Source organism: Solirubrum puertoriconensis, assembly GCF_001483135.1.
GTDB lineage: Bacteria > Bacteroidota > Bacteroidia > Cytophagales > Hymenobacteraceae > Solirubrum > Solirubrum puertoriconensis.
The window spans coordinates 1,204,066-1,216,428 of sequence record NZ_LNAL01000006.1; the positions used below are offsets into that span (position 1 = coordinate 1,204,066).

12 protein-coding genes are annotated in these 12,363 nt (G+C 59.2%); 7 read left to right on the top strand and 5 right to left on the bottom strand.

Features of this window, described 5'->3' with window-relative positions; all coding sequences use genetic code 11:
- The first annotated feature begins 70 nt into the window (after nt 1-70).
- The 5 genes from ASU33_RS09975 to ASU33_RS09995 all read left to right on the top strand — a co-directional run bounded on the left by ASU33_RS09975 (nt 71) and on the right by ASU33_RS09995 (nt 5,185).
- Nucleotides 71-1,051, top strand: coding sequence for an NAD(P)H-quinone oxidoreductase (locus ASU33_RS09975; protein WP_059070640.1), 981 nt, complete (start codon nt 71-73; stop codon nt 1,049-1,051).
- Between the two features lie 505 nt (nt 1,052-1,556).
- Nucleotides 1,557-3,608 carry a (E)-4-hydroxy-3-methylbut-2-enyl-diphosphate synthase gene (ispG, locus tag ASU33_RS09980; RefSeq protein ID WP_059070641.1) on the top strand — a complete coding sequence of 684 codons (2,052 nt, stop codon included), beginning with the start codon at nt 1,557-1,559 and terminating at the stop codon, nt 3,606-3,608.
- A 79-nt stretch (nt 3,609-3,687) separates the two neighbouring features.
- The gene (locus ASU33_RS09985; protein ID WP_059070642.1) at nt 3,688-3,987 is read left to right on the top strand and encodes a hypothetical protein; all 300 of its coding nucleotides are present in this window, start codon (nt 3,688-3,690) and stop codon (nt 3,985-3,987) included.
- A 103-nt stretch (nt 3,988-4,090) separates the two neighbouring features.
- Nucleotides 4,091-4,744 (top strand): HAD family hydrolase, encoded by a 654-nt coding sequence (locus tag ASU33_RS09990; RefSeq protein ID WP_059070643.1) that lies wholly within the window; start codon nt 4,091-4,093, stop codon nt 4,742-4,744.
- Between the two features lie 120 nt (nt 4,745-4,864).
- The gene (locus tag ASU33_RS09995; protein WP_059070644.1) at nt 4,865-5,185 is read left to right on the top strand and encodes a DUF6984 family protein; all 321 of its coding nucleotides are present in this window, start codon (nt 4,865-4,867) and stop codon (nt 5,183-5,185) included.
- Nucleotides 5,186-5,249: 64 nt separating this feature from the next.
- Here the strand turns inward: ASU33_RS09995 and ASU33_RS10000 are convergent, their stop codons facing one another.
- Nucleotides 5,250-5,708 (bottom strand): nuclear transport factor 2 family protein, encoded by a 459-nt coding sequence (locus ASU33_RS10000; RefSeq protein WP_059070645.1) that lies wholly within the window; start codon nt 5,706-5,708, stop codon nt 5,250-5,252.
- A 342-nt stretch (nt 5,709-6,050) separates the two neighbouring features.
- Here ASU33_RS10000 and ASU33_RS10005 point away from each other — a divergent pair, with 342 nt between their 5' ends.
- Both ASU33_RS10005 and ASU33_RS10010 read left to right on the top strand, forming a co-directional pair.
- The gene (locus ASU33_RS10005; RefSeq protein ID WP_059070646.1) at nt 6,051-6,230 is read left to right on the top strand and encodes a DUF6728 family protein; all 180 of its coding nucleotides are present in this window, start codon (nt 6,051-6,053) and stop codon (nt 6,228-6,230) included.
- Between the two features lie 145 nt (nt 6,231-6,375).
- Nucleotides 6,376-6,732 (top strand): MmcQ/YjbR family DNA-binding protein, encoded by a 357-nt coding sequence (locus ASU33_RS10010; protein ID WP_059070647.1) that lies wholly within the window; start codon nt 6,376-6,378, stop codon nt 6,730-6,732.
- On the opposite strand, the gene ASU33_RS10015 is transcribed toward ASU33_RS10010, so the two are convergent.
- From ASU33_RS10015 to ASU33_RS10030, 4 genes are all read right to left on the bottom strand, one after another.
- Nucleotides 6,733-7,794, bottom strand: coding sequence for an acyltransferase family protein (locus ASU33_RS10015; protein WP_160328172.1), 1,062 nt, complete (start codon nt 7,792-7,794; stop codon nt 6,733-6,735).
- A gap of 152 nt (nt 7,795-7,946) precedes the next feature.
- Nucleotides 7,947-10,730, bottom strand: coding sequence for a leucine--tRNA ligase (gene leuS / locus ASU33_RS10020; protein ID WP_059070649.1), 2,784 nt, complete (start codon nt 10,728-10,730; stop codon nt 7,947-7,949).
- A 181-nt stretch (nt 10,731-10,911) separates the two neighbouring features.
- Nucleotides 10,912-11,166, bottom strand: coding sequence for a hypothetical protein (locus tag ASU33_RS10025; protein WP_059070650.1), 255 nt, complete (start codon nt 11,164-11,166; stop codon nt 10,912-10,914).
- Nucleotides 11,167-11,575: 409 nt separating this feature from the next.
- A complete protein-coding gene (locus ASU33_RS10030; RefSeq protein ID WP_286130467.1) occupies nt 11,576-12,316 on the bottom strand; it encodes a spheroidene monooxygenase in 741 nt (246 codons plus the stop codon).
- Nucleotides 12,317-12,363: the final 47 nt, after the last annotated feature.

Here is a 12,363-nt window from a genome sequence, read left to right on the forward strand (position 1 = left end):
AAGGTGGCCCACGGGCGTAGCGCCGGGTAAATTTTGCAGCTCTGCCACCTAGGCTTAAACAACTCTCCGCATGAATGCCATTGTAATAGCGCACCCCGGCGGCACCGAAGTGCTCCAACTACGGCAACAGCTCAAGCCCGAACCCGCTGCCAATCAAGTGCTTGTGAAGGTGCAAGCAGCCGGCGTAAACCGCCCCGATGTGCTGTTGCGCCAAGGCAAATACGGCGGTGCCGGTGATGTAAGCGGATTAGTGCCCGGGCTGGAAATTGCCGGCACCGTGGAGCAGGTAGGAGCGGAGGCCAGTCGGTGGCAACCCGGCGATGCCGTGTGCGCATTGCTGGCCGAGGGCGGCTATGCCGAGTACGCCGTGGTTGATGCGCGCCATTGCCTGCCCGTGCCCGCGGGCTGGAGTATGGCCGAAGCCGCTACTTTGCCCGAAACGGTATTTACAGTGTGGCACAACGTGTTTGAGCGCGGCGCATTGCAGCCCGGCGAAACGCTGTTGGTGCACGGTGGTAGCAGCGGAATTGGTATCACGGCAATCCAGCTAGGCAAGCTGTTGGGTGCCACGGTGTACGCCACGGCTGGTACGGAGGAGAAATGCCGCGCCTGCGAAGCCCTAGGTGCGACTCGTTGCTTCAACTACAACACCCAGGACTTCGAGGCTGAGCTAAAGCAAGTTGGCGGCGCCGATGTGGTACTGGACATGGTGGGCGGCGACTACACGGCCAAAAACCTGAGCCTGCTGAAAGAGGATGGCCGTTTGGTGTTCATCAACGCCATGCGCGGTGCCCGGGCCGAGTTTAACGCGCTGGAGGTGATGCGCCGTCGCCTTACCATTACGGGAAGCACCTTGCGCCCTAGGTCGGCTGCGTTTAAAGCCACACTGGCAGCAGCCCTTGAGCAGCAAGTATGGCCGCTGCTGGCCAACAAGCAGTTTCGGCCGGTTATTTACCGGGAGTTTGCCTTGGCCGAGGCCGAGCAGGCGCACCGTCTGCTTGAGAGCAGCGAGCATATCGGTAAACTGGTGCTGCGGGTAAACGATTACTAATTTAAGTCGTGGCGGTTTTCTCTAGGCCCGGGAACGGCGGAGAGGACAACGGCGCCTCGGCGGCGAAGAGTTGGCCGGGGTGGCGGAGGGCGTCGTACACGGCAATGGTGCTGGCGAAGGCCGTCCAGGCGCTGATTGGCGCGTACGCATAGGGCAGAAGATTGGCGTCGCCGCTGTGCGTGGCCAGGCTCAGGCTGGTTAGGGCTGCGGCAGCGTCGGCTAGCGTCCAGGCGGCACTAAGCCGTGGGCTGCAGCAAGTATCGGCCGGTACACGCCCGTACGTAGGTCAGGCCATGATTAATGCCTAATGCCGCCTTTAACGATGCACCGGGTTTGCAGGTGCATACGCTCGAAGGGGTTTTCGCGCGGGCCGAACAGGAGTAGGGTGTTGTAGTGCGTACTGCAGCACGCGCTACACGCAGCTACAATCGCCCTTCGTACCTTTGCCGCCGAGCAACTTTGCCGCCGCCAGCGCGGTTTTGCTTCCGACTACGATATCCGCTGCATGAGCACCTCCGCCTTTAAGATTTACTGCCCCAGCCTTACCGAGTACAAGCGCCGCGAAGCGCGCGTCGTGAACATCGGCGACCTGCCCCTAGGTGGTTCGTACCCCATACGTGTGCAGAGCATGACCACCGTCGATACCATGGATACCATGGGCTCGGTGGAGGAGACGCTGCGCATGGTAGAGGCCGGCTGCGAGTACGTGCGCATCACGGCGCCGAGCATGAAGGAGGCTCAAAACCTGCTCGAAATCAAGAAGGAGCTGCGCAAGCGCGGTTGCGAGGTGCCGCTGATTGCCGACATTCACTTCACGCCGAACGCGGCCGAACTCGCCGCGCGCATTGTGGAGAAAGTGCGCGTAAACCCCGGCAACTACGTCGACAAAAAGAAATTTCAGGTACTGGAGTACACCGACGCCGAGTACCAGGCCGAGATAGAGCGCATTCGGGAGCGGTTTCGGCCGTTGGTGCAAATCTGCAAGGAGTACGGCACGGCCATGCGCATCGGCACCAACCACGGGTCGTTGTCCGACCGCATTTTGTCGCGCTACGGCGATACGCCGCTGGGCATGGTAGAGTCGGCGCTGGAGTTTTTGCGCATCTGCGAAGACGAGAACTACTACAACGTGGTGCTCTCGATGAAGGCCTCCAACACGCAAGTGATGGTGCAAGCCTACCGCTTGCTGGTGCAGAAGCTCGCAGCCGAAGGCCTGCAGCCATACCCGCTGCACCTGGGCGTAACCGAAGCCGGCGAGGCAGAAGATGGCCGCATCAAGTCGGCCGTGGGCATTGGCACCCTGCTCGAAGACGGCCTGGGCGATACCGTGCGTGTGTCGCTCACGGAACCACCCGAAGCCGAGGCGCCCGTGGCCCGTATGCTCATCGACCGGTACACCAACCGCGCCGCCGAGGCTAAGCCAATTATGCCCTTGGCGGCTGATGCTACCAACCGCGCAAAGCTGTCGGGCATCAGTGAAGCTCAGGAGCAAAATATTCCCATCGACCCATTTCAATACCACCGCCGCCACTCGCACGAGGTACTGAACCTAGGCGGGCAAAACGTGCCGCGTGTGCTGGCTGATATTTCGCGCCTGCCGCAGCTGGAGTACGCCGATCTGCGTTGCGTGGGGCACCTCTACTCGGCATTCCTCGATAAGTTTCAGATGAACGACCTAGGGGCCGACTTCATCTATACCGGTCAGCGCCCGGTGCCTTTCATGCTGCCCAACGGCCTGAAGGAGCTGGTTGATTACTCGGCCTGGCTCGACGGCGGCAAACGCGAAGACCACTACCCGGTGCTCACCCAAAGCGAGTACGCTGTGGCCGCAGCCAAGCACCCCGAGGCCAACTTTGTGTTCCATAATCTGGAGTCGCTCACCACGGCAGCCCTCGAGCAGCTGCGCCTCGACCGCACGGCCGTTGTCATTCTCTACACCGACAACGCCCACGCCATGCCCGAAATCCGCCGGGCGTTCTTCCGGCTGATGAACTTCGGCATTACCAATCCGGTCATCATCAACCGCCAGTACCCCGAGCAGGCGCCCGAGCAAACGCAGCTCTACGCCGCTACCGATGTGGGCGGTCTGCTGCTCGATGGCCTCGGCGACGGCGTGGTGCTGAGTACCGAAAAGCTACCCGATGCCGACCAGGCTACTTGGCTGCAGCGCCTCGATTCTCTAAACCAGCTGAGCTTCGGTATTTTGCAGGCGGCTCGTACGCGCATGAGCAAAACGGAGTACATCAGCTGCCCGAGCTGCGGCCGTACCCTGTTCGACTTGCCCGAAACCACGGCCATGATTCGCCGCCGCACCGACCACCTCAAGGGTGTCAAAATCGGCATTATGGGCTGCATTGTGAACGGCCCCGGCGAAATGGCCGATGCCGACTACGGCTACGTAGGCGTGGGCCGAGGCAAGATTGCGCTGTACCGCGGTCAGGAGGTTATCAAGAAATCGGTGCCCGAAGAAGCCGCCGTGGATGAGCTTATCAACCTGATCCGTGAGGATGGCCGCTGGGTTGAGCCTGTGAAGCTGGAGGAGCAAGTAGGGGCGTAGTAGCAGCTATCAGAGCATTAACAGAACGTCATGCCAAGCGTAGCCGAGGCATGACGTTTTTCTTTTGGGTTTACCCGCTATGCTGGACTTTTTTCTAATTGATGATAGCCAATCCACATCCAACCGGAAATTGGTTTTGCAGCGTGTAGGGGGCATCGAGGATGAGTTGTTTTACCGCCTGCAAGCGGAAGGGATTATTGAAGCTTGGCTTGATTACTACGGTACCTTTCGCTGGGGAAGTGAAAATGTAATGCGTATCCTGCACCAGCTGTTGCAGAAGCGTGGGGCGGCTACACTGCGACCAGACGAGGCCGTTTTTGTGGCTATTCTGCAACGCGCAGTGGATGCACAATGCGGCTTGCTGGCTCGTGGCGATTAGTAGCTTGCCTTACGGCTGAAACGCAATCGTATCAGCGCTATTCTCTGGGTCAGCGCTAGCAGCCGAGACGCTACCTTTACCGCGCCAATACCCAATCTCCACTATGATCCGCACCGTCATCTTCGACATGGACGGCGTACTCGTTGATACCGAGCCGCTGCACCACGAGGCCTTTTTCCGTCATTATGCCGAGCTCGGCATTCAGGTCTCGGATGAGGAATACGCCACCTTCCTAGGTCTCTCCACGCGCAACGTGTACCAGCGGCTGAAGCAGGAGTTCGGATTGGATGGCGACATTGACGAGCTGATGAAGCGTAAGCGCGAGCTATTTGCCGTGGCTTTCGACGAATCCGAGGAGCTGGATTTGCTGCCCGGTGCGCGCGAGCTGATCTTGGACTTACGCCAGGCGGGCGTGCCGTTGCAGCTGGCCTCGTCGGCGGGCAAAGACACCATCAACCGCGTGTTCCGGCGTTTCGGGTTGTATCCGCTGTTCGACAACCTGGTAAGCGGCGAAGATTTTCCGCGTTCCAAGCCCGATCCGGCCATTTTCTTGCGTGCCGCCGAGTTGGCCGGAGTGCCACCGCAGGAGTGCTTGGTAATCGAGGACTCCCACAACGGCGTAACCGCCGCCAAAGCAGCAGGCATGTACTGCATCGGCTACCGCAGCGAGCATTCGGAAGGGCAGGACCTGCACCACGCCGATCAGGTGGTTTCGCACCTAGGGCAGCTTAGCGCAGCCGCCATTCTGGCATTGTAAGCACCTAGGGCAAGGCCCGGTGCGCTCAGATTGAGTTTAAGGCCATAACGCCATTGCCAACAATAACTCCGATTGGGCGCGGTTGCGTACTAAGGGTAAACGCTTGCCCCCACCACCCGCATGATCGTCCGCCCGCTGAACCTGCCGGAACTAGGTTTGCTTATTTACCTGCTCCGCAGCGCGCCTCAATCAGCGCGTTTGCTCGGCGAGCTGCATACCGCCGAGGTGGTCGAGCTTAACACCAGCGGCATAGGCACGTTGCGCTTTCTAAACCACATGCCCAACCGCCACCTAGGCGAGCGAATTGCCAGCACGCAGTTTCTAGACGAAGACGGTGTGCAGGTTTTTGCGGCACTGTACCTCGATCAGCACGGCGAGCTATATGAGCTCGACTGTTGGAAGGCCGACGATACCCCGGTGGTGCGTATTCCGGCATTTTAGCCGCTGCTGCTAGGCAAAAGTCCGGCTCCTGGGTGCGTATGCTGCTTTAGAAGTAGGGCAGCTGCTACTGCTTGCACTTGTCTTTGCGGCGGGTGTCAATTACGTAAGCAATTTTCCAGCCCTGGGCCATGCGTACCAGTTGAAACGAGTTGTAGCCGCAGTGGCTGAACTTGTTGCCTGCATAGAACTGATAGGGCGTCCAGACGCTGGCCAGATCAGCATCAATCAGCAGGCGCTCGTAGATGATGCGCTCATCCCATACCTCGGGGTGCGGCGTGCCAACAGCCTTCAGAAAATCGGTAGGGTTTTCGGTGCGCACCTGGGGGCTGCCGCCGCGGGTGCTGATGGTTTGCATAACCACTGCAGGAGCTAGCGTGCTGCGCACCATTGCACTGTCGCCCTTGCGCATGCCCTCGAAAAATGTGTCGATGGTCTTCTTCACGGCGTTGGCTTCGGAGGCCGATTGAGCCGAGGCTAACGGAGCAATGGCGAACAGGCAGCAGGAGAGTAGCAGGTGTTTCATAAGAGAAGAAATGCGGCAAAAGCCGGTGCGCACAACGACGTACCGTCGAGCTAAGGAGTTGCAGCTTGGACGGTAGAAGGGCGTTATTACACCGCTGCAAACTCGAAAATATGTTCGAAAAGCGGCAACTATGCCCCGGTGCCCACTGTTTCATATATAGTCAGCAACTTACGATTTGCCACAAGGAGGGAAGCCCTAGGTTGCCGATTGATGAGCCGGTGTGTGGTGGGCGACGGAGCGCCAATTGCAAGTAGCCGGCGAGGTATGGCGCCACCGAGGCGTCGTTTCATGGTAAGTTTACTTTTCCATCCGCTTCTTTGCCGAAGCCGCAACCCCAACGATATGCGTACGAAAGGTCTGTTTGATTTTGGTCCCGTATTTGGCTATTTCTTCCGCAAGAAAGATCCGAACCGCCACACCAACTTTAACCTGCGCACGATGCACATCATCAATAAAATATCGATGCTGATGTTTCTGGCAGGCCTGATTTTCATGCTCTTCAAATTTGTCATTCTGCGCTAACGCGCTTTAGTCTTTTGGCCTATACCGCAAGCCCGCTGGTATTTCCGGCGGGCTTGTTTTCTTTGGTAAGTGGCTTGCCCACGAGCTCATCCACTGGCAATATGGGCGGCAGCCGCTACCTTGCTGCCAAGCATTGCCCTTTGGTATGAACATCGAAGAACTCCGCGAGTACTGCTTAAGCAAGCCCGGCACCACCGAAGAAACCCCGTTTGGCGAAGACACGCTGGTGTTTAAAGTAGGCGGCAAAATCTACGCCCTCACCAGCATTGGCAGCTACGAAAGCGTAAACCTGAAATGTGACCCGGAGCGCGCCGTGCAGCTGCGCGACGAGCACGACTTTGTGCGGCCTGGCTACCACATGAACAAAAAGCACTGGAACACGGTGCTGGTAGGCACGGGCATCAGCGTGCGCATGCTGCAGGAGCTCATCGACCACTCGTATGACTTGGTGCGCGCCTCGCTGCCCAAGGGCGTGCAAGCCGAATTAGCCGCGGCCGAGTAGTTAGGCTTTGGGGTAAGCAAAGCGTTGCCCCAAGCGGCGCAATGGCCGCTCCAGCCAAGCCCACGATACGGACGCCACTACCAGCAGCCCCGCGGCCATCAGCAGCAACGCAAGCGGCGACTGCTCCCACTCGGCCGTGGCATAGGCAGGTGCTACGCGGTGCAACACGCGGTGCAGCAGCACGGGCATAAACAAGTGGTACAGATACAATCCGTAGCTGCGTTGGCCTATCCACACCAAAACCGGGTTGATAAGTGCGCTACGCACCGAAGCCGAGGGCGTAAGCAAAATCATGCCCAGCACGCAAGCGGCCAGCAGTGCCAGCAGACTAGGAGCCAGCAGGAGCTCCGGGCGGCCCCCTAGGTGCTTCAGCAGCACATATGCGGGCAGCAACACCGCAAAGGCCATAACCCAGTGCCGATAGCTAATCCGCTGAGGTTGGGCTACGGCTAGCCCTAGCAACCCACCTAGAGCAAATACATCGAGGTGCGCGGGCAACAGCACCAAGGCAAACGAGGTGCCGGTAGCCGCCAGTAAGTACCAACGCAGCACCGGGCCGAGCACTACCAACAGGCCCAGTAACCAAGGCAAGCGGCGGGCACCGACTAGCAATACCAGCGCGGGCCAAATCAGGTAAAACTGTTCTTCCACGGCCAACGACCACCAGTGGCCCACGCCTTCGCCCCAGGCTTGCTTGCTGAAGAACAAGAAGTTTGCGCCTTGCAGCGCAAACCAGCCTAAGGACGCGCGCACGAAGCTGAGGTTCAGCAGCCAAGCCGCTGCCAGCGCAACATAAAAGGCTGGCAAAATGCGCAGGCTCCGGCGCAGGTAGAACGGCTTCAGCACCCGCCACGGCTGCTCGCTGCGTTGCGCCCGGCGCAAAATGTTGGTTACAAAGTAGCCGCTCAGCACAAAAAAGGCCGTTACGCCCACCGAGCTGGTTGCAGTGCGCACCCATGCCACCGGCAACCAGTGCTGCGCAATCACCATCAGCACCGGCAGCACCCGAAACGCATCGAGCTCGGGGCGGTAAGAGGCGCTGGTGGTTTGGCGAACCGACAAAGCTAACATCGGGGTAAGTGCAAGAGTATGTGCAGCCGACAAACCTAGGTTAAATCAACCAGAACAATGCAGTTGGTTGGGCGCCAACGCAAACGGCCCACAGCTCCGTTGAGAGCCGTGGGCCGTGCAATAGTTCTGGTAACCCTAGGTGCTTACACCACCACGTTTACCATGCGGCCGGGCACTACAATCACCTTTTTGGCAGGCTTGCCTTCGGCGTAGCGGGCCAGGATGTCGGTGCCGAGTACGGTTTGCTCGATTTCGGCGGCCGTAGCATTGGCCGGGAACTGCAGCTGCTCGCGCACTTTGCCGTTGATGGCCACCGGGTAGTTCACCGTGTCTTCAACCAAGTAAGCCTCGTTGAACTCGGGGAACGGCGCCGTGCTCAGCGAACCGGCTTCGTGGCCGAGTTGCTCCCACAGCTCCTCCGCAAGGTGCGGAGCGTAGGGCGAAATCAGCACCACCAGCGGCTCCAAAATGGCGCGCTTGCGGGTGTTCAGGGCCGACAGCTCGTTTACGCAGATCATAAACGTGCTCACCGAGGTGTTGAACGAGAACCGCTCGATGTCCTCCTGCGCCTTCTTGATGGCCTTATGCAAAGCCTTCAGCTCGGCCGGTGTGGGCTCCTCGTCGGTAACGGCCCAGTCGCGGTCTTCCGGGAAGAACAATCGCCAGAACTTCTTCAGGAAGCCCGATACCCCCGTCATGCCTTGGGTGTTCCAGGGCTTGAATTGCTCCAACGGACCTAGGAACATCTCGTGCAGGCGCAGCGCGTCGGCCCCGTAGCGCTCAATCAGCGTGTCGGGGTTCACTACGTTGTATTTCGACTTCGACATCTTCTCGATTTCGACGCCGCACACGTAGGTGCCGTTGTCTTCGAGAATGAACTCGGCCGAGGCAAAGTCTTCGCGCCAGTTGCGGAAGGCTTCGATGTCGAGCACGTCGTCTTCGGTGATGTTCACATCCACGTGCAGGGGCGTGGTTTCGTATTCGCCCTTCTTCGAGTTCGTCACGAACTTGTTGGTGCCGTTGATGCGGTACACAAAGTTCGAGCGACCCAGGATCATGCCTTGGTTAATGAGCTTCTGGAAAGGCTCGTTACCGCTTACCAGCCCTAGGTCTTTCAGGAACAAGTACCAGAAGCGGGCGTAGAGCAAGTGGCCCGTAGCGTGCTCAGCACCACCCATGTATAGGTCTACGGTTTGCCAATACTGCTCGGCTTCTTCGCTCACAAAACGCTCGTCGTTCTGCGGGTCCATGTAGCGCAGGTAATACCACGACGAACCCGCCCAGCCAGGCATGGTGCTCAGCTCGAAATCGAACTGCCCGCGGTACTTCCAGTCCTTGGCCCGACCTAGGGGCGGCTCACCGGTTTCGGTAGGCTTGTACTCATCGATTTCGGGCAGTACCAGCGGCAGGTCTTGCTCGGCCACGCCGAAGGCCATACCGTCGCGGTAGTACACCGGAATAGGCTCGCCCCAGTAACGCTGCCGGCCGAAGATGGCATCGCGCAGGCGGTAGTTCACCTTGCCCTTGCCGATACCCATTTCCTCAAGGCGCTCAATTACAGCCTTGAGAGCCGGCTTTACTTCGAGGCCGTTGAGAAAATCGGAGTTGATGATGCGGCCTTCTTTGGCGGCGTACGCCTCGTTGGCTTCTTCATCGAAGCCTTCCACCACCGGTACGATGGGCAGCGAGAAGTGCTTGGCAAACGCGAAGTCGCGGGTGTCGTGGGCCGGTACAGCCATCACCACGCCGGTGCCGTAGCCCGCCAGCACGTAATCAGCCACCCAAATGGGCAGCTTCTCGCCGCTGAAGGGGTGCAGCGCGTACGAACCCGTGAAGGCACCGGTAATGGTCTTCACATCGGCCATACGGTCGCGCTCTGAGCGGTTTTTGGCCCACTCAACGTACTTTTCTACTTCGGCGCGCTGCTCGTTGGTGATGAGTGTTTCGAGCAACTCCGACTCGGGCGCCACGGCCATGTACGTAACGCCGAACAGGGTGTCGGGGCGGGTGGTGAACACCGTAAGCGGCAGCTCGGGGTGGTTTTCTACCTCGAAGCGCACTTCGGCACCCACGGAGCGGCCTATCCAGTTGCGCTGCATTTCCTTCACGGCTTCGGGCCAGTCGATGGTGTCGAGGCCGTCGAGCAGGCGCTGGGCGTAGGCGGTGATGCGCAGGTTCCACTGCGGCATCAGGCGGCGCTCAACGGGGTAGCCGCCGCGCTCCGATACGCCGTCTTTTACTTCGTCGTTGGAGAGCACCGTGCCGAGCTGGGGGCACCAGTTCACGTAGGTTTCGCTTTGGTAGGCCAGGCGGTAGGGGTGAACGGCGGCCACGCGTTGGGCCTCGCTCATCATCTGCCACTGGCCCGCCGAAAAGTCGTGGCGCTCGTCTTCGTCGCACACGGCCCGCACACCGGCCGAGCCCTCGGCGGCAAACTTATCCTGCAGCGTGCGAATGCTTTCGGCCTTGTTGGTGTCGAGGTTGTACCACGAGTTGAACAGCTTCAGGAAGATCCACTGCGTCCACTTGTAATAGCTGGCGTCGGAGGTGCGCACTTCGCGGCTCCAGTCGTAGCTGAAACCCAAGGAAGAAAGCTGCTCAATATAGCGGGCGATGTTCTCGCGGGTGGTTTTCTCGGGGTGCTGGCCCGTTTGGATAGCGTACTGCTCGGCGGGCAAGCCAAACGAGTCGAAACCCATGGGGTGCAGCACGTTGAAGCCGCGGTGACGCTTGTAGCGCGTCACGATATCGGAGGCGATGTAGCCTAGCGGGTGACCCACGTGCAAGCCCGCTCCCGAGGGGTAGGGGAACATGTCGAGCACGTAGTACTTGGGCTTATCAGAGTGGTTTTCGGCGCGGAACGTCTGGTTTTGTTGCCAGAAATCCTGCCACTTCTTCTCTATCTCCTGCGGACGGTAGCCGGGCATAACGGATGCGAATTCGTTGAGCCGGCGAAAATACGGGGAAATGGCGGCAAGCCCGCTTTTTTACCGAAGAAGGCCGTACCACAGCTTGCTTTGGAACCGAAAAAATGGGGCAATAAGCAACCCTGATGCTGCTTGCCGCAGCAAGGCAGCAAAACCGAAATTGCCGCCAGCCCCCGGCGCCCTAGGCTACCCAGCGGTGGGTTAGGCGTATCAGTTCGTCGATGTCCTTGATGGGGCCACGGTAGAGAATGTCGGGGTTGTACACGTCGCCCGACGAAAGTTCAATATCACTGCCGTCGGAGCCGTTGGGCAAGAACACGCGCAAGGAGCCCGTGGGAGTCATGCGCACGTATAGCTCGCCGCGGCGGTAGTTGGTGCCATCGGGCACGTAGTCGGCGTGCAAAAAGCCAGCTTGTTCCAGTTCGTCGTGCGTCATCGGGCAAGCAAAGGATTTTGGATGGGCGCGAACAAATATCGCGGCGCAGACCACTTGTAAGGGGTGCATAAACAAGCCCAAATGCGGTCTTGAAACGTGACCCAAGGTACAACCTAAACGCGCCGACGAGGCTTTGGCAACTACGGAAACTTGCTTGCGCGAATTACTGAATTGCTACTTCGTACTGGCAGCACGCAAACGCGGGAGCGGCCTTGCTGGCTGCGTTTATTGTGAAGTGTAAGGCAAAAAATCAGTACTGGCCGCCGGCCAAAACCCGTAGAAATGCTGCCACCTAGGCCAAATGCAACGGCCAACTTTGTAGCGGCAGGCTGCTCGTCGAAATGCGGCAACTGGTACGACTTCAGGTGTGGTGTTGTGCCACGACGGGTGGCCTGCTTTTTTTATGCTCCTAAGTGAGCAGCAGCGGATTTTTCCCATCCCAAGTGCCGCGCGTAGCCAGCACCCGAAAGCGGGCGAACATCTCCTCGGAGTACCAGCCTTCTTGCCGCGTGCGCTTAATCACTTCCTTGTGACGACCCTCGTGCTGCTGCCCATAAGCATACTGACGCATTTCGGCAGCCGAGCGCCACAGGCTAAAAGTTGCTTGCCGGATAACTGGCAGCTCGCCTAAGCCAATAGCCGCCAATAGCCCCGGAGCTTGCTGTACAGCCCGGCTCACTGGCGGCACCGCCCGCCAGAAGTTCCAAGACCGCAGCAAGCGGATGCTGGCTCGCGTGAGCACCGCTACCGGGGCCTCGGCCGGCGCATCGGCCCTAGGTGCGTAGTCGAAGGGATTAGTGCCATCCCACAAACCATGGCCTTGCAAGGGAAGCAAATCGGCCGTCCAGAGCTCGTGGCTGCGCTCTTGGAAAGCTCGCCAATGCTCGTTGCGTTCGAAGAAATGGCTGGCGTCGGCGGCATTGTCCCACACGGCCATTAGCCCGTAGCGAGCAAAATTGGGTTTCAGGCCAAAATCGAAGCCCGAGCCCAGCATTTTGGCGAAGCGCAAGCCCGGCACTTTGGCCAGATGCCGCGGCATGGTGCCCATTTGGGCCAGCGCCCAGCGCCGGTTTTCGGGCCGTACGGTAATAATGGAAAGCGTAGTAAGCGGCGAGGTGGGCAAAGTGGCGGATGTAGTGGAAGACAACATTAGCAAACAACAAAAAAGGGAGAGAAGTGACTCTCTCCCTTTTTGCG

What these genes read in the sequence shown, in the direction of transcription:
- ASU33_RS09975 (WP_059070640.1), top strand. Translation starts at nt 71, where the DNA reads ATGAATGCCATTGTAATAGCGCACCCCGGCGGCACCGAAGTGCTCCAA.
- ispG (WP_059070641.1), top strand. Translation starts at nt 1,557, where the DNA reads ATGAGCACCTCCGCCTTTAAGATTTACTGCCCCAGCCTTACCGAGTAC.
- ASU33_RS09985 (WP_059070642.1), top strand. Translation starts at nt 3,688, where the DNA reads ATGCTGGACTTTTTTCTAATTGATGATAGCCAATCCACATCCAACCGG.
- ASU33_RS09990 (WP_059070643.1), top strand. Translation starts at nt 4,091, where the DNA reads ATGATCCGCACCGTCATCTTCGACATGGACGGCGTACTCGTTGATACC.
- ASU33_RS09995 (WP_059070644.1), top strand. Translation starts at nt 4,865, where the DNA reads ATGATCGTCCGCCCGCTGAACCTGCCGGAACTAGGTTTGCTTATTTAC.
- ASU33_RS10000 (WP_059070645.1), bottom strand. Translation starts at nt 5,708, where the DNA reads ATGAAACACCTGCTACTCTCCTGCTGCCTGTTCGCCATTGCTCCGTTA.
- ASU33_RS10005 (WP_059070646.1), top strand. Translation starts at nt 6,051, where the DNA reads ATGCGTACGAAAGGTCTGTTTGATTTTGGTCCCGTATTTGGCTATTTC.
- ASU33_RS10010 (WP_059070647.1), top strand. Translation starts at nt 6,376, where the DNA reads ATGAACATCGAAGAACTCCGCGAGTACTGCTTAAGCAAGCCCGGCACC.
- leuS (WP_059070649.1), bottom strand. Translation starts at nt 10,730, where the DNA reads ATGCCCGGCTACCGTCCGCAGGAGATAGAGAAGAAGTGGCAGGATTTC.
- ASU33_RS10025 (WP_059070650.1), bottom strand. Translation starts at nt 11,166, where the DNA reads ATGACGCACGACGAACTGGAACAAGCTGGCTTTTTGCACGCCGACTAC.
- ASU33_RS10030 (WP_286130467.1), bottom strand. Translation starts at nt 12,316, where the DNA reads ATGTTGTCTTCCACTACATCCGCCACTTTGCCCACCTCGCCGCTTACT.